General features: G+C 71.7%; 22 protein-coding genes and 1 tRNA gene. 8 read left to right on the forward strand and 15 right to left on the reverse strand.

What is annotated here, in order from left to right; translation table 11 throughout:
* Positions 1 to 54: 54 nt before the first annotated feature.
* Positions 55 to 1,152: an alpha/beta hydrolase gene (locus JT362_RS04880; protein WP_260189800.1), complete on the reverse strand. Its 1,098-nt coding sequence runs from the start codon at positions 1,150 to 1,152 to the stop codon at positions 55 to 57.
* 116 nt (positions 1,153 to 1,268) lie between these two features.
* Between JT362_RS04880 and JT362_RS04885 the strand changes: the two genes are divergently transcribed.
* Both JT362_RS04885 and JT362_RS04890 read left to right on the forward strand, forming a co-directional pair.
* Positions 1,269 to 1,826, forward strand: coding sequence for an NADPH-dependent FMN reductase (locus JT362_RS04885; RefSeq protein ID WP_260189801.1), 558 nt, complete (start codon positions 1,269 to 1,271; stop codon positions 1,824 to 1,826).
* A 29-nt stretch (positions 1,827 to 1,855) separates the two neighbouring features.
* On the forward strand, positions 1,856 to 2,332 hold the full coding sequence (locus JT362_RS04890) for a Dps family protein (RefSeq protein ID WP_260189802.1): 477 nt from the start codon (positions 1,856 to 1,858) through the stop codon (positions 2,330 to 2,332).
* On the opposite strand, the gene JT362_RS04895 is transcribed toward JT362_RS04890, so the two are convergent.
* From JT362_RS04895 to JT362_RS04935, 9 genes are all read right to left on the reverse strand, one after another.
* Complete coding sequence (locus tag JT362_RS04895) at positions 2,256 to 3,062, reverse strand: SRPBCC family protein (RefSeq protein ID WP_260189803.1); 807 nt, start codon at positions 3,060 to 3,062, stop codon at positions 2,256 to 2,258. The two genes, JT362_RS04890 and JT362_RS04895, sit on opposite strands and share 77 nt — an antisense overlap.
* A complete protein-coding gene (locus tag JT362_RS04900; protein ID WP_260189804.1) occupies positions 3,055 to 3,369 on the reverse strand; it encodes an ArsR/SmtB family transcription factor in 315 nt (104 codons plus the stop codon). The genes JT362_RS04895 and JT362_RS04900 overlap by 8 nt, the downstream gene beginning before the upstream one ends.
* Positions 3,366 to 3,881, reverse strand: coding sequence for a TIGR03086 family metal-binding protein (locus JT362_RS04905; protein ID WP_260189805.1), 516 nt, complete (start codon positions 3,879 to 3,881; stop codon positions 3,366 to 3,368). The genes JT362_RS04900 and JT362_RS04905 overlap by 4 nt, the downstream gene beginning before the upstream one ends.
* A gap of 31 nt (positions 3,882 to 3,912) precedes the next feature.
* Positions 3,913 to 5,757 (reverse strand): prolyl oligopeptidase family serine peptidase, encoded by a 1,845-nt coding sequence (locus JT362_RS04910; RefSeq protein ID WP_260189806.1) that lies wholly within the window; start codon positions 5,755 to 5,757, stop codon positions 3,913 to 3,915.
* A gap of 38 nt (positions 5,758 to 5,795) precedes the next feature.
* Complete coding sequence (locus JT362_RS04915) at positions 5,796 to 6,362, reverse strand: lipoprotein LpqH (RefSeq protein ID WP_260189807.1); 567 nt, start codon at positions 6,360 to 6,362, stop codon at positions 5,796 to 5,798.
* Between the two features lie 236 nt (positions 6,363 to 6,598).
* Entirely contained in the window at positions 6,599 to 7,048 is a 450-nt protein-coding gene (locus JT362_RS04920; RefSeq protein WP_260189808.1) for a hypothetical protein, read from the reverse strand.
* A 184-nt stretch (positions 7,049 to 7,232) separates the two neighbouring features.
* Positions 7,233 to 7,673: a hypothetical protein gene (locus tag JT362_RS04925; protein ID WP_260189809.1), complete on the reverse strand. Its 441-nt coding sequence runs from the start codon at positions 7,671 to 7,673 to the stop codon at positions 7,233 to 7,235.
* A gap of 225 nt (positions 7,674 to 7,898) precedes the next feature.
* A tRNA-Pro gene (locus JT362_RS04930) sits at positions 7,899 to 7,972 on the reverse strand.
* A 17-nt stretch (positions 7,973 to 7,989) separates the two neighbouring features.
* On the reverse strand, positions 7,990 to 8,946 hold the full coding sequence (locus JT362_RS04935; RefSeq protein ID WP_260190383.1) for a metallophosphoesterase: 957 nt from the start codon (positions 8,944 to 8,946) through the stop codon (positions 7,990 to 7,992).
* A 49-nt stretch (positions 8,947 to 8,995) separates the two neighbouring features.
* Here JT362_RS04935 and JT362_RS04940 point away from each other — a divergent pair, with 49 nt between their 5' ends.
* Entirely contained in the window at positions 8,996 to 9,466 is a 471-nt protein-coding gene (locus JT362_RS04940) for a GatB/YqeY domain-containing protein (RefSeq protein ID WP_260189810.1), read from the forward strand.
* Between the two features lie 217 nt (positions 9,467 to 9,683).
* On the opposite strand, the gene JT362_RS04945 is transcribed toward JT362_RS04940, so the two are convergent.
* A complete protein-coding gene (locus JT362_RS04945) occupies positions 9,684 to 12,269 on the reverse strand; it encodes a penicillin-binding protein (protein ID WP_260189811.1) in 2,586 nt (861 codons plus the stop codon).
* 250 nt (positions 12,270 to 12,519) lie between these two features.
* Between JT362_RS04945 and JT362_RS04950 the strand changes: the two genes are divergently transcribed.
* On the forward strand, positions 12,520 to 12,825 hold the full coding sequence (locus JT362_RS04950; protein ID WP_260189812.1) for a WhiB family transcriptional regulator: 306 nt from the start codon (positions 12,520 to 12,522) through the stop codon (positions 12,823 to 12,825).
* Between the two features lie 8 nt (positions 12,826 to 12,833).
* Here JT362_RS04950 and bagB read toward each other — a convergent pair whose 3' ends face one another.
* The 3 genes from bagB to JT362_RS04965 are packed head-to-tail and all read right to left on the reverse strand — an operon-like array spanning position 12,834 to position 15,236.
* Complete coding sequence (gene bagB, locus JT362_RS04955; RefSeq protein ID WP_260189813.1) at positions 12,834 to 13,952, reverse strand: ATPase BagB; 1,119 nt, start codon at positions 13,950 to 13,952, stop codon at positions 12,834 to 12,836.
* Entirely contained in the window at positions 13,949 to 14,938 is a 990-nt protein-coding gene (bagA, locus tag JT362_RS04960) for an ATPase BagA (RefSeq protein WP_260189814.1), read from the reverse strand. Before bagA ends, bagB begins: the two co-directional genes overlap by 4 nt.
* A gap of 46 nt (positions 14,939 to 14,984) precedes the next feature.
* Positions 14,985 to 15,236: a hypothetical protein gene (locus JT362_RS04965; RefSeq protein ID WP_260189815.1), complete on the reverse strand. Its 252-nt coding sequence runs from the start codon at positions 15,234 to 15,236 to the stop codon at positions 14,985 to 14,987.
* 72 nt (positions 15,237 to 15,308) lie between these two features.
* On the opposite strand from JT362_RS04965, the gene sp36 reads away from it, so the two are divergent.
* The 4 genes from sp36 to JT362_RS04985 are packed head-to-tail and all read left to right on the forward strand — an operon-like array spanning position 15,309 to position 18,934.
* Complete coding sequence (gene sp36 / locus JT362_RS04970) at positions 15,309 to 15,464, forward strand: Sp36 family protein (protein ID WP_157420884.1); 156 nt, start codon at positions 15,309 to 15,311, stop codon at positions 15,462 to 15,464.
* A gap of 5 nt (positions 15,465 to 15,469) precedes the next feature.
* A complete protein-coding gene (locus JT362_RS04975) occupies positions 15,470 to 15,928 on the forward strand; it encodes a RidA family protein (protein ID WP_260189816.1) in 459 nt (152 codons plus the stop codon).
* 9 nt (positions 15,929 to 15,937) lie between these two features.
* Positions 15,938 to 16,555 carry a hypothetical protein gene (locus JT362_RS04980; RefSeq protein WP_260189817.1) on the forward strand — a complete coding sequence of 206 codons (618 nt, stop codon included), beginning with the start codon at positions 15,938 to 15,940 and terminating at the stop codon, positions 16,553 to 16,555.
* Positions 16,556 to 16,603: 48 nt separating this feature from the next.
* The gene (locus JT362_RS04985) at positions 16,604 to 18,934 is read left to right on the forward strand and encodes a hypothetical protein (RefSeq protein WP_260189818.1); all 2,331 of its coding nucleotides are present in this window, start codon (positions 16,604 to 16,606) and stop codon (positions 18,932 to 18,934) included.
* Here JT362_RS04985 and JT362_RS04990 read toward each other — a convergent pair.
* A complete protein-coding gene (locus JT362_RS04990; RefSeq protein ID WP_260189819.1) occupies positions 18,931 to 19,827 on the reverse strand; it encodes a Gfo/Idh/MocA family protein in 897 nt (298 codons plus the stop codon). The genes JT362_RS04985 and JT362_RS04990 overlap by 4 nt on opposite strands.
* Positions 19,828 to 19,850: the final 23 nt, after the last annotated feature.

The following is a 19,850-nucleotide window of genomic DNA, read 5'->3' on the forward strand; positions in this document are numbered from 1 at the left end:
GCCTTTCGGCAACCAATTTACGAGCGCCTACCGACAGTTCTGGTTGCGTCCGACTCAGGCGGTCGGCCGGAACAGGTCCACCACGTTGGCCCTGGACCGCAGCGCGAGCCCGGTGCGCAGCGCGCCGGCCGCCTCGGACACCGCCTCCCGGAACCGCGACCCGAGGCTCAGGAAGCTGACGAACCCGTGGATCAGGTCGTCGTGCTGGCGCTTCACCACCGGCACGCCCGCCTCCCGGAGCCGGTCGGCGAACGCGTTGCCCTCGTCGCGCAGCGGGTCGAACCCGGCGGTGGCGATGTAGGCGGGCGGCAGACCACGCAGGTCGTCGGCCAGCAGCACGGCGATCCTCGGGTCGGTGCGCGCGGACACGTCGGGGCAGTAGTGGTCGATGAACCAGGTCATGTCGTCGTCGGTGAGGAAGAACCCGTCGCCGAACAAGTCCCGCGAGCGGCGCCGCACCGACGGGTCGGTGGCCGGGTAGAACAGCAGCTGGAACACCGGACGCGGCCCGCCCCGGCGCACCGCGTCCAGGCAGACGACCGCGGTCAGGTTGCCGCCCGCGCTGTCCCCGCCGACCGCGATCGCCGACGGGTCGGCGCCGAGCGACTCCGCGTTGGCCGCCGCGTACCGGAACGCGGCGTAGGCGTCGTCGGCCGCGGCCGGGAACGGGTACTCCGGCGCGAGCCGGTAGCCGACCGACAGCACCCGCACGTTCGCGTGCGTGGCCAGGTACCGGCAGACGCCGTCGTGGGTGTCGAGGCCGCCGATCACCCAGCCGCCGCCGTGGTAGTACACCAGCAGCGGCGAGCCCGCCGGCAGGTCGTCCGGCTCGTACAGCCGGGCCGGGATCGTGCCGTCGGTGACCGGCAGGTTCAAATTCCGGGTGTCCACGCCGCCGACGATGGGTCCGCCGAGAAGCGTGCGCCCGGCCTCCATTCGCGCCCGCGCGCCCTCGGCGGTCGTCGAGGTCAGCGACTGGTCGGTGAGGGCGGCCATCCGCAGCAGGAGCTGGGCGTCCAGGGCGAGCTCGAGGCCGTCGCGGCGGATCGGCGGCCCGGCGAGCAGCCGGCGCGCCGGTTGGGGCAGGGCGAACACGGCGTGCAGCGCGGCGCCCTGCACCGACAACGGAACCCTGCTCAACGCGCTCGACATGCGCCAAGTCTGCACCCCTGACCTGCGACGCGGTAGCGAACACGCCCAGACCCGCGATCGGGGTAGGCGAATGGGGGATGATCGGAGGAGGCGACCCACGCGGGAAGGGAGCGGCGGTGACGGTCAACGTGGTCGGGATCGGCGGTTCACTGCGGACCGACTCCCAGTCCGAGCGTGCTCTGCGCATCGCGCTCGCCGGTGCGGCGCTGGCCGGCGCGAAGACCACGCTCGTGTCGGGCGCCGACCTGGTGCTCCCGTTCTACGACCCGGCCGAGCCGGAACGCGGCCCGCTGGCGCACCGCCTGGTCGAGGAGCTGCGCGCCGCCGACGGCGTGGTGCTGGTCTCGCCCGGCTACCACGGCACGGTGTCCGGCCTGGTCAAGAACGCCCTGGACTACGTCGAGGACCTCCGCGACGACCGCCGCCCGTACCTGGACGGCCGCGCGGTCGGTTGTGTGGCGACGGCCAGGGGCTGGCAGGCCGCGGTGACCACGCTGACGTCGCTGCGCTCGATCGTGCACGCGCTGCGTGGCTGGCCGACCCCGCTGGGGGCCGCGGTCAACTCCGCCGACGTGCTGTTCGACCCGGACGGCGACTGCTCGGACGAGAAGGTGGCGGCGTCCCTTCGCACGATCGGGTCACAGGTGGTGGAGTTCGCCACAGCGCGGGTATGACCGCACTTCGGTCTGGGTAGTCCCGGACCATGACCAAGTCACCCATCACCAGCCCTCTCCCGGAAGCCGACCGCACGTCCACGGGTGCCGTCCTGCAGGCGACACTGGTGGACCTCGTCGACCTGTCGCTGATCGGCAAGCAGGCGCACTGGAACGTGGTCGGCCCGAACTTCCGCAGCGCGCACCTGCAGCTGGACGAGCTGGTCACCGCCGCGCGTCAGTTCGTCGACGACGTGGCCGAGCGCGCGAACGCCATCGGCGTGTCCCCGAACGGCAAGACGAAGACGGTGCTGGAGAGTTCCGGCATCCCGGAGTACCCGGACAACTGGCAGTCGGTGGAGTCGACGGTCGCGGCGATCGTGGAGATCCTTGGCGCGTTGATCGAGCGGCTGCGCAAGCGCATCGACGAGACCGACAAGTCCGACCTGGTCACCCAGGACCTGCTGATCGAGATCGCCGCCGAGCTGGAGAAGCAGCACTGGATGTGGCAGGCGCAGAAGGCGTAGCGACGTACGTCCGGGCTTCGGTGACCAGCCGCCGCCACCGGTCGAGTTCGGCGGGCATCGTCGGCTTGGGCACCATCACCCACTCGCGGGTCGGCCGCCCGCCGGAGCGGAACGGCACGGCCTCGCCGCCGTCGACCATCGCGGCGGTGACCTCTGCGGGCAGCTTGACCACGAGCCGGTCCTTGGTGACGAACGCGTACACCCTGTCGTGCACGCGCAGCACGTCCTTGCGCATGGCCCGGCCCATGACCACGCCCGGTCGGCGCAGCTGCTCGCCGGCCAGGTCGTCGAACAGCTCCCGGGTGGTGACGGTGAGCAGGTCCGGGCCGGGGTCCCCGCCGGCGGCAACGGTGCGCAGCCGGTCCAGGAAGTACACCCAGCCGGCCGCGTACCCGCTGCCCTTGGTGCCCGGCAGCCCGGTGTGCTCGAGGTCGACCCTGGTGCCCGTGGTCGTCGGCGTGAGGCGGAACTCGACCCGCGACGAGCCGGCCGGGAACTCCTCGCTGCCGGCCACGCCCCAGGTGACCACCATCCGATGCGGCGCCTCGACCTCGACGTAGCGGCCGCGGATCGGCGTGCCGTCGACGTCGACGGTGAACTCGCCGCCCGGCTCCGGGTGGAGCACCGCGTGCTGACCCATCCAGGCCACCATGCCCTCGGGGGTGGTGAGGTGCTCGAACACGACCTCGGGCGGCGCGTCGATGTCGATCGAGCCGCGGTACTCAGCCATCGGCCGACCTCCGCTCCGCCGCCTGTTTGAGGGCGGCCAGCCGGTCGGGCCAGAACGAGTCGAGGTACTCGCGGACCGCACCGAAGCCGTCCACCCGGACCGCGAACAGGTGCCGGGTGCCCTCGCGCCGCTCGGTCACCAGGCCGGCGCCGCGCAGCACCCGCAGGTGGTGCGACACGGCCTGCTGGGACAGCGCGACCCGCTCGGCGATCTCGCCGACCGCGCGCGGCTCGTCCCGCACGAGTTCGAGGATCGCGCGCCGGTTGCCGTCCCCGAGCGCGCGCAACGCCGCCTCGAGCCCGCTCACGGTGTCCGCCCGTAGAAGGCGAGCAGCCTGGACTCCCCGGTGTCGCCCGCCGGCAGCTCCGGCCCGAACACCGGCCCCCGGTGCGCGTCGGTGACCAGCGGTTTCCCTGCGTCGAGCAGCGGCTCGGCGAGCCAGCCCGGGATGGTCGCGCGTTCCCCGGTGGCCACGCCGACGTCCCAGCCGTGCAGGACGACCTCGGTCACGTGCAGCACGAGCACGACCCGCGCCGGCGTCGGCCCGAACGGCATCGGACAGGTCCGGTCGAGCACCCCGGGCTCGGCCCAGACCCGCGCGGCCCGGTCGGCCACCTCCTCGAAGGTGACCCCCTGGGCGGCCGGCGTGCCCTCGACCGCGTCCAGCTGCATCGCCAGCGCGCCGACCAGGTGGTTCAGCAGCTGCCGCAGGTTCCAGTCGGGGCACGGCGTCGGCGCGTCCAGGGCCGAGGGCGGCACGGCGGCCAGGCGCTTCCCGGTCCACGCGTACGCCTCGTCGAGCAGGTCCACGAGTGGCATGCCCGAATACAAACACGCGCTTGTACAAGCGTCAATGATTGGACATGCCGAGTGCCCGCCGCGTGAACTCGATCTCGATGGCGACCTGCTTGATCGTCTCGGCGACGACCAGCGAGCCGTGTCCCGCGTCGTACCGGTACACCTGGTACGCGGCGCGCCGGACGGCCAGCCGGTCGAGGTAGTTGTCGATCTGCCGGATCGGGCAGCGCGGGTCGTTCTCGCCGGCGACCACCAGCACCGGCGCCCGCACCTCGTCGACGTAGGTGATGGGCGAGCACTCGACGTAGCGTTCCCGCACCTCGTCCGGCGAGCCCCCGAACAGGGCCCGGTCGAACGCGCGCAACGGCTCCATCTCGTCGGCGTACGCGGCCAGGTAGTCGGCCACGGGCACGCCGGCGACCCCCGCCGCCCACAGCTCCGGCTGCGTCCCGAGCGCGAGCAGCGAGAGGTAGCCGCCCCAGGACGCCCCGTTCACGACGCACCGAGCCGGGTCGGCGAGCCCCTTCTCCACCGCCCACGCGTGCACCGCGGCGACGTCCTCGAGTTCGGTGAGCCCCGGCCGCCCCTCGATGGCGTCGCGCCACGCGGACCCGTACCCGGTCGACCCGCGGTAGTTGACGTGCACGACCGCGAACCCCGCGTCCAGCCAGGCGGCGCGGTACGCCGAGAACCGGTCCTCGTCGGCCGAGTGCGGGCCACCGTGCAGGATGAACACGGTCGGCAGCGGCCCCTCCGGAGCGAGCACCGGCCGCGCGTACAACGCGTGCACCATCCCGTCGGACTCGACGAACACGTCCTGCAGCTCGACCGAGGCGGGCGCCTTGTGCCCCGGCGGTTCCAGCAGCACCCGCCCGGTCCCGTCCGGGAACAACGCCCGCACCACGGTCGGCTGGGCCGCGTTGGACCACGCGTACTCCACGGTCCCGTCCGGCCGCACCGACGCCGACCCGATCGTCCCGTTCGGAGTGTCCAATCTGGACAGTGCGTTGGTGTCGAGATCCAACCGGTACAACGAGTTCCGCGCCTCATGCGTGTGCAGAACGACGATCGACCGCCCGTCGGAGCACCACTCCCCGGTGACCTCCCCCGGCAGGTCGAGGCCGAGCTCGGTCTCGGTCCCCGCCACCGGGTCCCAGATCAGCAGCTCCTCCCGCCCCCGCCGCTCGTGCAGCACCAGCAACCGCTGATCCCCCGCGACCGGACTGAACGCGAGCGCGTCGAGCCCCTTCCCGGCCCCGTCCCACAGCTCCGCGACGGTCGACCCGTCCGCGACCGCCAACACCCGCAAGGCCGGATGCCGGTTGTCCCCGTGCTCCGAGTGCGCGATGGCCAGCAACGTCTCGTCCCGGGACAGCGCCGCGACCCCGCCGTCGTGCGGGTCCCGGTACACCACCTCGGCCGGCTCGTCGCCCCGCGCGACGAAGACGGTCGTCCCGTCGTCGTTCGACACCCCGACCGCGGCAACGGATCGCCCGATCTCCACGCCGGCCGGATACCCCGGCACGCTCCCCGGCATCGCGACCTCGGCGTCCGCCCCGGCGGGCCGCCCGGCGAACGCCTCCCGGACCCAGCTCCCGAACTCGTCCCCGTCGGAGTCCGCGAACCACCAGATGTGCTCCCCGTCGGGGCTGATGGCCGCGTACGAGGTGCCGTTGGGCCGGTCGGTGACCTGGCGCTGGGTTCCGGTCACCCGATCCCAGGCGTAGACCTCCCAGACCCCGCTGGAGTTGGACAGGAACAGGTTCCGGTCGGGCGCGTCCTGCGCCCACCGGGGCAGCGACACCCGCGCGGCGGTGAACCGCGCACGCCATCGCGCTTCCGCTTCCTCGTCATCGAACAGCGACTCGGGAACCACAGCCAAGGGATGATTGCTCACCCCCTGGATCCTGCCTCATCCGTGGGGCCGGTAGGCCACTAGTTCCCGTCGGGGATGCACACGGCCTGCCCGGGCGGACAGGACCCCGGGATGCTCGGCAGCTCGCCGGGATCGACCTTGCTGCTGTCCGGCGGGGAGTCGACGAACTCCGCGCACTCGGCGTCGATCGTGAACGCCCGAGGCTCCGAGGAGTCACCGGAGACCCCGATCGTCCCGTCGACCGTGACGGAGTTCCCGTCCCGCGAAACCTCGGCGGTCTGCCCGTTCGCGCCTTCCTCGTACCGGAACAGCTCCCCGTCCCGAACGCCGATGCTGAGGGACACGGTGTCCTGGTAGTGGTCCATCAGGAAGTGCGAGGCGTCGGGATCGTCGGCGTTGTACGCCTCGACCATCAGGTGCCCCTCGTGGTCGTAACACGTCGACACCGAGTCGGTCAGCTCGACCGGCTCCCCGCCAACCGTCAGCTCGATCGTCGTGACAGCGGGCTCGTCGGTGGTCTCCGTAACCTGCCCCACCGGGTCGGCGGACGTGTCGTCGGAGCATCCACTCACCGCCAACAGGAGGGCCGCCCCGACGCCGACCACCCCGGCAACGCTACGTCGCATGATCATCTGAGGTGCTCCATGATCGCATCCGATGTCGCGGCCACGATACCCACCAGACCGGTGCCGGACCCGAAAAACCGTCACATCAACGAACAGGCCCTAGGGCCGCAGTCCGAGCAACGGGGGAAGCTCAGAGCAGGCTGCGAGGAAGTGCCCGTACCTTGTGCCCGCGGCCCGGACCCGCCTTGATCGGTGTCATGGTTGCTCTCCACGTGTGGTCGCGGCAGATCTGCGCGTTAACGTGCGGTGTTGTGGCGGGAACGGCGGTAGGCGCTGATGACCGTGTACGCGGTAACAGTGACGGCTGCCGCAGCGAACAGCGCGGTAGCGGCGTTGAGGGGCCACGGTGTGACGGTCACCGTTCCCCCAGCTGGCCACACGCATTGAACGTTGACGGGATATTCGAAGAAGTACCCGCCGCTGAGATAGACGTTGTCGCCCAACTCTGGGCGATATTTCGCGCACAGGTCCTCTGCTTGGTTGGCCACGCCTGACCACAACGCGAACGTGTGCGAGTCGACTGCCCCGAGGAGCAGCCACGCCACCAACTCGACCTTCACTCCGCGCGAGCCACGTGAAGCGAAAGACAGGCGCTGCGCGGCGAGCCCGTGCACGACCTTGGCGAACACCAGCAGCGGGGTGCAGACCAGGAACATGAGGGCGATGTCGCTGGCGAACTCTTCCACGGTCCTGGTCAATCCTCACTCAGGGCGCGGAGGCGTCGGTTCTCCTCCCTGCGAAGAGCATTGAGGATATCGGCGTACCCCTTGCAGAAGGCCCGCAGGTCTTCGCCGCGTCGACTGGCCACTGCGGCCAGGTTGGTGTCCGTCATGGTGTCGTAGCGGCTGTCGAAGAACCGGTTGACTCGCGTCAGGTGGCCGCCGCCGGCAGTACGTACTCGAACTGGGTTGCGACGTTCGCGCCGCCCCGAATCATCATGCCGATGTGGTGGCGGTCTATGTCCTCGACGAGGTCATTGAGCATGAACGTGGTGATCACGTTCGTCTTCGCGATCCTCGACATGGCGTATTGGTAGCCGTTCTTGTTCGCGGGCTCGTCGCGGACCCATTCCCCGTAGAAAGTGATGAGATCGCCGCACCATCCGCCGAGGTCACCGGCACCCTTCAGCAGTAGGCATTTCGCGGTGGTGGCGTGGTTCCTTCGTCCACGTCTTTGAAGATCGTGCGCCACTGGAAGTCGTTGTACTTCGGGTAGCCCAGCCACTCCAAGGGTCAGTTTTGAGGCACGTGACGAGTCGTATCCGTTCGCCAGGTTATACACCTGACGCAAGTAGGAGAGGAACTCGTCCACACGGTCTAGGCCGACAGTCCGGTGCACTTCAAGGGCCGTCTGTGAGGGAACGACCTAAACATGGGTGTCAGGTAAGGACCCGCCCCGCAGACCCGCAGTCTCGGCTCGTCGTGCTTCAGTTCGCACGGGGACGACAAGCGCCAAGAGCTCGCAGTCAGGCAGCTAGTCAGGCATAGACGAATCAGGCCCTGTCCACATCCTCTGTGAACAGGGCCTGACCTGCGGTCGGGGTGACAGGATTTGAACCTGCGACCTCTTCGTCCCGAACGAAGCGCGCTACCAAGCTGCGCCACACCCCGGAGGTCCGAGCAGAAGTCTAGCCGACGTCCGCGCCGGCTCCGAAGCGGGCGCCCTGTTTGCTGCTGTCGGCGCCGTTACCGCCGGTCGGGCGGGGTACGAGGGTCAGCAGGCTGGCCTCCGGCGGGCAGGCGAACCGGACCGGGGCGTACGGGGACGTGCCGAGGCCGGCCGACACGTGCAGCCACATGTGCGCGCCCCACCGGGACGCCCCGCGCGCCCGGGTCCGGTCCAGCTCGCAGTTCGTCACGATCGCGCCGTAGCCGGGGACGCGGAGCTGGCCGCCGTGGGTGTGGCCGGCCATGACCAGGTCGTAGCCGTCCTCGGCGAAGGCGTCCAGGACCCTGGGCTCGGGGGAGTGGGTCACGCCGAGGCGCAGCGCGGCCGACCGGTTGGGGCGGCCGGCGATGTCGGTGTACCGGTCGCGGTGCAGGTGCGGGTCGTCGACGCCGGCCATCGCGATCGGCTGGCCGGCGACGGTGACGAGCTGGCGGACGTGGGTGAGGTCGTGCCAGCCGCGTTCGACGAGGGCGGCGCGCAGGTCGCGCCAGGGGAGCGGGATGCCGTGGATCTTCCGCTTCGACTTCACCAGGTACCGCACGGGGTTCTTCGGGCGGGGCGCGTAGTAGTCGTTGCTGCCGAAGACGAACACGCCGGGGCGCTGGAGCAGCGGGCCGAGCGCGCGCAGCACAGCGGGCACGGCGTGCCGGTGGGCGAGGTTGTCACCGGTGTTGACGACCAGGTCGGGGTCGAGCTCGTCGAGCGCGGCGACCCAGCGCTGCTTGGACTTCTGCCCGGGCATCATGTGCAGGTCGGACAGGTGCAGCACGCGCAGCGGCCGCGCCCCCTCGGCGAGCACCGGCAGCTCGGCCCGGCGCAGCGTCCAGCGGGTTCGTTCGATCCCGGCCGCGTACGCCACGGTGGCGGTGCCGACCGCGGTCGCGCCGAGTGCGGTTCGTCCGATGTTGCGCGCCATGTTGCCCACATACCGAGCCTAGATGACCGCCCACAGTAGGGTTCGGGCCATGGCTGAGCTCAAGGCACGGTTGCGGGCCGACCTCGCGGAGGCGATCAAGAACCGGGAGTCCGTCCGCATGGCGTCCCTGCGGATGGCGCTGTCCGCGGTGACCACCGAGGAAGTCGCCGGCGACGCGGCGCGCGAGCTGTCCGACGCCGAGGTACAGCGGGTGCTGACCCGCGAGGTGAAGAAGCGCCGCGAGGCCGCCGAGGCGTTCGCCGGCGCCGGCCGCGCCGAGCAGGCCAAGGCGGAGCAGGACGAGGCCGCGGTCCTCGAGGCCTACCTGCCGACCCAACTCACCGACGACGAGCTGGAGACCCTGGTCGCGGAGGCCGTAGCCGAGGTCACCGAGCAGCTCGGCGACGCGCCCGGCCAGCGGCAGATGGGCCAGGTCATGAAGGCCGCGAACGCGAAAGTCGCCGGCCGCGCCGAGGGCGGCCGGGTCGCGGCGGCCGTACGCGCCAGACTGACCGGCTGAGCAACTCCCGAAACCGCACCGGCAGCACCCGGCCAACCCCAGTACACATCCCCACCCGATCCCGGGGGCCGGCCCCGAGCCCAGTCTACAAGGGGTAGTGCCTGGTCAGCGGGGTCGTGGCGGGTCTGTGGACAAGTCGTCGCGCGAATGTACCGGTGCGTTGGTCCGCCTTCGCCGGGCGGCGCTCCACGGCTGTGGGGCGCCGCCCGGCGGGAGGTCACGGAGGCGTGCCGGGGCCTTCCTCGCCGTCCGGTGGTCGGCCGTCGCCGCCTCCGCCTCCTCCGCCGCCGGGTCCGCCGCCGTTGCCGCCTCCGTTGCCGCCGCCTCCGTCGTTGTTGCCGCCTCCGTTGTCGCCGTCGCCGCCGTTGCCGCCGTCACCCTCCGGGGGCAGGCTCGGCTCGTCCTGCTCGGTCTGCGGGGGCGGCACGTAGCCGGTGCTGATCAGGATCGTGATGGTCTCGCCCTTGAGCGCGTTGCCGCGCGGGGACTGGCTGACCACGGTGCCCTGCTGCTGGGAGGAGTTGATCTCCTCGGCGACCACCTTGTAGCCGGCCTCCTCCAGCTCGGCGGTGGCGTCCTCCTCGCTGTCCCCGACCACGTTCGGCACCCGGTTCTCCGCGCCGCCGTCGACGTAGCGCGGGGTGGTCGGCGGCAGCGGCAGCACCCGCGCGCCCTCGTGGATCGGCTTCATCGCCTCGAACCACGTTCTGGCCGGGATCCTGCCGCCGAAGATGTTGCCGTTCTCCCCGCACAGGGTCGGCGGGTCGGAGTCGCAGATGCCCTCCGGTGAACGGCCGTCGTTGAACGTCAGGACGGCCGCGGACAGCTGCGGGGTCGCGCCGACGAAGCCGGCCGAGCGGTGCTGCTGGGTCGTGCCGGTCTTGCCCAGCATCGGCCGGGTCCAGTCGTACTGGGACGCGGCGTTGGCCGCGGTCCCCCCGGGGTGGTGGTCGTCGCTGAGGCCGTGCACCAGGGTGTTCGCCAGGCCCGGGTCGACGGCCTGCTCGCACGGCTGCTCGTTGATGTCGACCTTGTTGCCGTTGCGGTCCAGCACCTCGACCAGCGGCGTCGGCGGGCACCACACGCCGCCGCTCATCAGCGTGGCGCCGACGTTGGCCAGCTCCAGCGTGGACAGCGGCGACGGGCCGAGGGTGAACGACGCGTTGCCGGGCCGGTTCGGACCCTTGGCGCGGAAGAACTCGGTCTGGCTGACCTGGTTCTCGTGCATCTCTGCGTCCGGGTTCGGGGTGTTGCCGGACATGTTCGTCGCCATGCTCTTGCGCAGGCCCAGCCGGCTCGCCATCTCGACGATCGGGGTCATGCCGACCCGCTCCTCGAGGATCACGAAGCCGGTGTTCGGCGAGGTCTTCAGCCCCTCGCGCAGCGTCATCTGCGACGGGTAGTCGTCGTTGGCGTTGCTCAGGCAGTACCAGGTCGTGTCGCCGTCGATCGGGTCGGAGGTCTGCGGGCAGTTCTCCGGGTTGCCGCCGGTGAACACGTTCGACACGTGCCGCGACGGCGTATCGATCACGTTGTTGATGCCGCCGCCCTTCTCCAGGAAGGCGGCCGAGGTGAAGATCTTGTAGATGGATCCGGCGCCGAACTTGTTCTCCACGTCGTACGGGTAGCCGAGCGTGGTCTGGCCGGCGTCGGCGTTCAGGCCGTAGTCGCGGTTGGACACCAGCGCGACGACCTCGTGCCGCTCCTTGCCGGGGCGCACGATCGCCATCGAGTTGTTGATGCCGTCGGTGGTCTTGGGCACCTGGTTCTCCGCCGCCTGCTTGGCCAGGCGGGTGGCGCGGGCGTCGAAGCTCGTCTTGATCGTGTAGCCGCCGGCGTAGAGCTGGTCCTCGGTGAACCCGATCTCCAGCAGGTACTCGAGGACGAACTGGCAGTAGAAGCCGTACTCGGGGCCGGCGCCGGTGCAGTTCGACGCGGGCTTCACCGGCTCGGGCAGCACGCCGAGCGGCTGCTTCTTGGCCTCCTCGCCGGCGGCCTCGGTGATGCTCTTCGTGCCCACCATCGTGTCGATCACCAGGTTGCGCCGGCGCAGCGACTCCTCCGGGTTCGACCACGGGCTGTACAGGTACGGGTTGTTGACCATGCCGGCGAGCAGCGCGGCCTGCGGGATGGTCAGCTTGTCGGCGGTGGTGTCGAAGTACGCGCGGGCGGCGGCGCCGACGCCGAAGATCCGGTCGGTGAACTCGACGACGTTGAGGTAGCCGGCGAGGATCTCGTCCTTGCTCATCGTCTGCTCGAGCTGGACCGCCAGCCGCGCCTCGCGGAGCTTGCGGGTGATGGTCTGCTCCTGGGCCCGCTCGCGCTGGATCTTCTTCGCCGGGTCCGGCTCCTCCCCGACCTGGTCGCGGTAGACGACGTTGATCAGGTAGTTCTTCACGTACTGCTGGGTGAGCGTGGACGCGCCCTGGGTGTCCTCGCTGGTCTGGTTGCTGATCGCGGCGCGCAGGGTGCCCTGCCAGTCGACGCCGTGGTGCTCGAAGAACCGCCGGTCCTCCACCGAGATCAGCGCGGCCTTCATCTCCGGCGAGATCTGGTCCGCGGTCAGCGGAAGGCGGTACTGGTCGTACAGGTACGCGATCGGTTTGCCCTTGGAGTCGGTGATGCTGGTGACCATCGGGGCAGGTGTCGACACCAACTCGGCCGACACGCTGTCGATCGTGTCGCTCGCCCGGTTGGACACCACCCCCAATGCCCCGACCACCGGGAACAGCATGCCGGCCATGAGCACGCCGGCGAGGAGGCAAAGACCGAGAAGTTTCAGCAGACCGTCTCCCACTCGCACGCGAACCAGCCTACGCGGGGTGGAATCAAGCCTCCGTTACCCAACCGAGTTATTGACAGTTGGTAACAGCTGCGGACCCCGTCACCCGGATGGGAACCGAGAAGCTCTAGAGTCCGTCAACGTCTCAACGACAGAAGCCGACGACAGGGCACCAGCCAGGTGGTCGGCACCCCGGTGGGTACGAGGTGGAAGGCACCTTCGAGGGGAACCGGGGTGATGGGTCGCGACGACGCTTTTAGGGGCGGGGGTTATGTATATCGAGCAGGCGGACTGGCGAGTCAACGCGTCATGCCGCGAACAGGACCCGGACGGATTGTTCGTTCGGGGCAAGGAACAGCGCAAGGCCAAGCTGGTGTGCATCGCGTGTCCGGTGCGCATGGAGTGTCTGGCCGAGGCGTTGGACAACCGGATCGAGTTCGGTGTCTGGGGTGGCATGACGGAGCGTGAGCGCCGTGCACTGCTGCGCCGTCGCCCGGACGTGTCGTCCTGGCTGGAGCTGCTCCAGTCGGCCCGGCGTCGGCACTCCGACGCCGACGAGGACGTCCGGGTCGGCTGAGTTCGGGGTCAGATCCCGGCCAGCCGGTCGCCGATCGTGCGCAGACCCACGAGGTCGTGCACGTCGGAGGGCATGGCCGGGACGTCGACCACCGGCACCGACGGGTGCGCCTTGGTGAATCGGGCGAGCAGCCGGCGTTCCCGCTCGCACACGGCCACCCGGTCGGCGTGCAGCCGCAGCACGGCCGACGCCAGCGGCGCCTCGCCGCTCTCGTCGAGCCGGTCGGCGGCCGCGGTCGCCTTCGACGCGGACAGCCCGGCAAGCACCGGGTGCGTCCGGTTGATCACGAGCCCGGACAGCGGCATCTGCTCGCCGGCCAGCCGCTCCACGAAGTAGCTGGCCTCGCGCAGCGCGTCCGGCTCCGGCGAGGCGACCACGACGAACGCGGTGCCCTCCGACCGCAGCAGCTCGTAGGTCCTGCGCGCCCGGGCCTTGAACCCGCCGAACATGGAGTCGAACGCCTGCACGAACGCGGACGCGTCGGCCAGCAGCTGCCCACCCACGATCGTGGACACCGCCTTGGTGAACATCGTGACCCCGGCACCGACGACCTTGCGCAGCCCCCACCCACCGGTGCGGGCCGGCCCGGACAACAGCCGGATGATCCGCCCGTCCAGCGCGGTCGACATCCGCTGCGGCGCGTCCAGGAAGTCCAGCGCCGACCTCGACGGCGGCGTGTCCACGACGATCAGGTCCCAACGGCCCTCGCCGGCGAGCTGGCCGAGCTTCTCCATCGCCATGTACTCCTGCGTGCCGGAGAACGACGTGGAGATCGTCTTGTAGAAGGGGTTGGCGAGCACCTCCTGGGCGCGCTTCTCGCCGGCGTGCGCGAGCACCATGTCGTCGAAGGTGCGGCGCATGTCCAGCATCATCGCGGAGAGCTGCCCGTCGGGCTCGAAACCGTCGACCTCGACCTCACGCGGCGTGTTCCCCAGTTCGCGCAGGCCGAGCGCCTGGGCGAGCCGCCGGGCCGGGTCGATGGTGAGCACGACGGTCTTGCGCCCGCGCTCGGCGGCCCGCAGCGCGACGGCGGCGGCCGTGGTGGTCTTGCCGACCCCGCCGGAGCCGCAGCACACGATGACCCGCATGTCCGGGTTGTCGATCAGCGCGTCGATGTCCAGTGTCATCGGACCCCCTGCTCGACCAGGTCCTCGGCGAGCTCGTAGAGGGCCGTGGTGTCGATGCCCCCGATGACCTCGGGCAGTTCGAGGGCCGGCAGGTCGACCTCGGCGAGCCGCTCCCGGGCGCGCTGCTCGGCGAGCACCCGCACCGCGTGCTCGACGGTCTCCTCGACCAGCCCGTCGAGGTCCGCCGGCGCGAGGTCGAGACCGGCGCTGGCCAGGCCGGCGCGCACCCGCGACGCGTCCACCCGCCCGCCCGCTGCCGGCGTCACCGACCGAGCCGGCAGCCGAGGCGGCCGGACCCGGTTCACGAAGACCGCCCCGGGCCGCAGCTCGGCGGCGGCGAGTTCGGTGACGGCCTCGATGGTCTCCCGGACCGGCATCTCCTCCAGCAGGGTGACGAGGTGGACGGCGGTGTCCTGGGAGTGCAGCAGGCGGACGACGCCGTCGCTCTGGCCCTTGATCGGCCCGACCTTGGCGAGGTCGGCCATGGCCTTGGTGACGTCGAGGAACTTGACGATCCGCCCGGTCGGCGGGGCGTCGAGCACGACCGCGTCGTAGGCGTGTCGGCCCTTGCCGTCCGTCCGCCCGACGGTCTCCTTGACCTTCCCGGTGAGCAGGACGTCCCGCAGCCCGGGCGCGAGGGTGGTGGCGAACTCGATGGCCCCCATCCGCCGCAGGGTGCGGCCGGCGATCCCGAGGTTGTAGAACATCGCGAAGTACTCGAGGAGCGCCGCCTCCGCGTCCACGTGCAGCGCCCGGACCTCACCGCCACCCGGCGCCGAGGCGATCCGCCGCTCCTCGTAGGGCAGGGGAGCGGTGTCGAAGAGCTGCGCGATCCCCTGCCGCCCCTCGACCTCGACCAGCAGGACTCGGCGCCCGCCGGTGGCGAGCGCCAACGCCAGCGCGGCCGCGACGGTGGTCTTGCCGGTGCCGCCCTTGCCGGTGACCACGTGCAGCCGCGCCCGGGATACCTGCTGGGTCCAGCTCACAACTCCAGAGTAAGTGGACAGTTCGGGCAGGTGCCGGACAGGCGGGTCAACTAGCGAGCAGCATCACGCCGACCACGGCCGCCACCCCGCCGGCCACACTCCAGGCCACGGCGGGCGAGAAGACGGTCAACGTGAGCACACAGAGCACGACGAGGATCGTGAACGCGATCGTTCCGTTCACGGCGACCTGCCCCCCGGTGGCACCGCGCCGGTCCCGGGTACGGGCCATGGTCAACAACACCAGCACGATCCCGCCCGCACCGAGCAGCACGGCCGCGAGCACCCGCCACGTCTCCACACGATCACCGTATCCGGCGCACGGGGGAACCTGGGGCACGCGCGGGCGCCGGGCCGGTTACAGTCCCGGGTCATGACGAAGTGGGAGTACGCCACCGTGCCGCTGCTGATCCACGCGACCAAGCAGATCCTCGACCAGTGGGGCGAGGACGGCTGGGAGCTCGTGACCGTTCTGCCCGGTCCCACCGGCGAGCAGATGGTGGCCTACCTCAAGCGCCCGAAGGGCTGACCGCCATGACGACCTGGAGCGACAGGCTCGACGTGCTCGGCATCAACCTGCCCGCCGTCCCGGCGCCCGCGGGCGCCTACGTGCCGGCGATCAGGACCGGGAACCTCGTCTACACCGCGGGTCAGGTGCCGATCGTGGACGGGCAAGTCGCCGCGACCGGCAAGGTCGGCCAGGAGATCAGCCCGGAGGAGGCCAAGGGCCTCGCCGGGCTCTGCGCGCTCAACGCGCTCGCCGCCGTGCACGACCTGGTCGGCATCGACTCGGTCGTGCGGGTGGTGAAGGTCGTCGGGTTCGTCGCGTCCGCGGAGGGCTTCACCGGTCAGCCGGCGGTCGTCAACGGCGCGTCCGAGCTGCTCGGCGAGGTGTTCGGCGACGCGGGCCGGCACGCCCGTTCCGCGGTCGGCGTCGCCGAGCTGCCCCTGGGCGTTCCGGTCGAGGTCGAGCTCATCGTGGAAGTGTCCTAGGGAGGCGGCATGACCGACATCGAAGACCACGGGGACCCGTGCCACGAACTGCTCCTCCGGCTCGCCGGGCGGCTGCCCGACCGGCAGCTGTGGCGGCTGCGTGACTGGCTCGCCGGCGGCGCCATCGACGCGCTCGCCCGCGCGCTTCCGCTCACCTTGCTCAGAGAACGTGTCGCGATCACCGCGCGTGAGTCTCTGCTGCTCAACGCCGCGCTGTTGGACGCGGGAGCCGACGCCGGCCGCCTGCACGCCGTCCCCTGGGTGGACCAAATCGACGAAGTCGACTACACATTCACATCGGAGTCGCCCGAACGGGTGAACACGGGTGACTCCGAAGCAGTTGTGCTCGGGGCGATCCTCCATGGCCGTCCCGAGCTGGTCGATGTGCGTGGGAGTTGGCGACGGCATCGGTCCGGGGTCGGTCCGGCCACCAGGATCGTGCTGGTCACAGCGTCTTCGGGCTGCGCTCGATTGACCGGGGAGTTGCAGCGCGTGCTGCGGGCGCTCGGAACGCACGAACCGGGTGTCGAGGTGATGCCGGAGGGCATCGACCTCCCGCCGTACCACAGGGCGGCGCTCGCGGCGTCCGAGCCGTTGCTCCCCGGGATGGTCGTGGCTCAGGGGTAGCAGCTCGCTTCCCGCCGCGTCGGCCCAGACGAGCGGAAGGAGCCGACCGTGACCCAGGTCTCCCGGGGGAACCGGCCAGGTGTTGCGTTGCCGATCCGAATACATGAGCTCCTGCTCGGCCTCGCCGGCCGGCTGGACGACGACGCGCTGGCGGACGCTCGCCAGATGCTCGCGTCCGCCGAGCTGGACCGGGCGCTGGAGTTCGTCGCCGGCTGCCTCGCGGCCGGGCGTGTGGTGCTGACCGGACCGCAGCACCAGGAGCTCGAGGAACTGTTCGCGAGCACCTACCTCGACCCGTCGGTCATCGACCGCGTGGTCGCGAGCGACAAGACGCCGCCGTACCGGCACCGGTTCGCGGTCGGCCCGGTCGATGGCGTCGAGCCCGACCGAGGCGTGGCGGAGGCGGTGCGCCCGGTCCTGGACGTCCTGCCCGACGTCCGCTCGATGTGGTGCGTGTGGCGGCTGACGCCGTCGGGTCCGATCTCCGGCCCGGTGCCGCACCGCGTGGTGCTGGTCGGCGTCGGCCCGGGGGGCTTCGCGCCCGCGACGGCGTACCGGGTCGAGTACGCCCTGCGCCGGGCCGGCATCCGCGCGTCCGTGGAGGTCCTCGTCGACGGCGCCCAGCCGACCGACTACCACCAGGAGGCGATGCGCTGCGCGCGACAGGTCCCTTTCGATGACCCCGGGCCAGGCGGTGGCGGTGGCCGCCCGCCGATGAGCCCGGCAGAGCCGGTCCGCGCGGAGTCCTTCGCCGCGGAACCGGTCCGCGCCCACGCGACCCCGGACCGAGCCGAGGTACCCGCGACCAGCGCCCACCGACCCCCAACGGCCACCCCGCCACCCCTTCCGAACACGAACGGTTCACCGGCCCCGATGCCGCCCGCGAGCGGCCTGTCGGCCCCCGCCGACCCCCCGACCCCGCCGAAGACCGACGCCGGTCCGACGGCGTCCGCAGGTTCGGTGGCCACTGCGGCAGGTGCTGGTGGTCCGACGGCTTCCGGGCCGGCCGCAGGTTCGGTGACCCCTGCGGCGGGTGCTGGTGGTCCGGTCGCTTTCGGATCGCCGGCTGCCGTGCCGCAGGCCTTCACGGCGCCGACTGCCGATGGTCCGGTGTCTGCTGGGCCGTCGACGGCCGATGGTTCGGCGGCTTTCGCGCCGCCGGCTGGCGGTGACTCGGCCGCGGGCGCCGGCCCGGTGGCTTCCCCGCCACCGGCCGCTGATGGTTCCGTGCCGTCGGCTGCCCCTGGTCCGGTGACGGCGTCCGCCGATGGACCGATGGCCGACGCCCCGGCTGCTGATGTTTCCGTGGCGGATGTGTCGCCGGTCGCCGCCGGTCCGGTGCCCGCGGTGTCGTCGGCGCCTGATGACCCGGTGGCTGTCGCGCCGCCGGCCGCCGATGGCCCGGCTTTCGCGGCGTTGGCCGCTGGCGGCCCGGTGCCCGCCGTGCCGCCGGTTGCTGGGGCTGACCCGGTGGCTTCCGCGTCGCCGGCAGCCGACTCGGCGTCCGGGACGCCGTCGACCGCTGATGGCCCGGCTTCCACGCCGCCGGCCACTGACGGCGCGGTGCCTGCCGCGCCACCGGCTGCCGCGCCTGGCCCAGTTGCTCCCGCGCCGCCGGCTGCCGATGGCCCGGTGGCTCCCGTGCCGCCGGTCGCCGATCCTTCGGCGTCGCCGGCCGCTGACGTCCCGGCCTTCGCGTCGCCGGTTGCCGATGCCGGCCCGGCGGCCTCCACCTCGTCACCCGCCGACGGGTCGGCAGCGCAGACCCCGCCGGTCGCCGCCGCGCCGTCGCCTGCCGAAGCGGCGCTGGCGGCCTCCGACGGGGACGCGCTGCCGCGGCGCAAGCCCGCGCCGGCGCCCGTGGCCGAGGTGAAGCCGCCGTCGCCGTTCGGGGTGGAGCCGCCGCCGATCGACTCGGTTCCCGCCTCGCCGCCGCCTCCGTCCCAGCGGCCTACTCGGCTGTCGCGGCCGAAGCCGGTCGAGTCGATGAAGTCGGTGTTCGAGCAGGAGCGGTTGCCCGAGGAGGAGACCCCGCCGCAGCCGCCGTCGGCTCTCCGCGCGGAGAATCCGACGAACTCGCGGCCATCGCCTCGGCGGCGGGCACGGCGTGCCGAGAACGAGCCGCCGTCGCGGCCTCGGCTGGTCCCCGCTCCGGAACCGGAGCCCACGCCGACCGTCGACAAGCACTCCGCGGCGCTCGTCGACGAGATGCTGAACACCCAGGAGCGCAACCTCCTGCGCGAACTGCAGGACGAGCTCGCCCGCCGGGAGAAGCAGGACAACCCCGGCCCGTGGCGCTCCGGCCGGCACGGCAGGAAGGGCCCGATCGCCGTCAACGGCGTGCCGCCGCACCCCGACCGGGGCTACGGCTCCGCCTAGTCCACCAGCGCGGCCTGCACGGCGCCCAGCAACCGCTGGAGGTGCAGGCCGCGCCGGATGTCGGTCGGGTGTTCCGTCCCGCCGGTGCGCACCAGGTCGATGAACGCGTCGAGCAGGGCGGCATACCGGCTACCGGGGTCGCCGGAGGCGTCCAGGTGCCGGTAGCCGTGCTCGCCGAACACCGTGAAGTCGTTGACCTGCGGCTCCGCCGGCGTGTGCATGGTGAGCGTCGCCGTGCTGGTGGCGCCGGACTCGTGCCCGAGCAGCAGGTGCCACACCGCCCCCGGCTCGGCGAAGTGCGCGTGCAGCACCCGGGTGACCGGGCCGAGAGCCGCGTCGAGCAGGTCCAGCGTGTGCGGGCCGATGTCGGCGAGCGCTCCGCCGTCGTGCCGCCACGGGGACGCCTCGTACCGCATGTCGAGCAGCGTCGAGGAGATCCAGCGCGCGGCCCCGCCGTGCCAGCCGCCGACCCGCCGCACGTCGTCGAGCCACCCGGCGACCTCGGGGGCGTACCGGAACGTCAGCACCATCAGGGTGGCGACGCCGACCCGCTCGGCCGCGTCGACCAGCCGCCCGGCCTCCTCGACCGTGCTCGCCAGCGGCTTCTCCAGGACCACGTGCTTGCCGGCCTCGATCGCCCGCAGCGCGAGTGGGGCCTGCACCTGCGGCGGCACCGCGAACGTCACCGCGTCGACCGTCGCGAGCAGGTCGTCGAAGGACGCCATCGGGGTCGCGCCGCCGGCGACCGCGGCGACGGACGAGGCGGCCTCGGGACGGCGCGCCCACACGGCGACCAGGTCGGTTCCGGGATGCGCGGCGATGCCGGGGCCGTGGACGCGGTGCGCCCACGGGCCGGCGCCGACCAGGCCCATGCGCAGCGTGGTGTCGTTCATGGATCACATCCTGGCAGTCCGAG

This window comes from Actinophytocola gossypii, assembly GCF_025165815.1.
In the GTDB taxonomy this organism is placed as follows: Bacteria; Actinomycetota; Actinomycetes; order Mycobacteriales; family Pseudonocardiaceae; genus Actinophytocola; species Actinophytocola gossypii.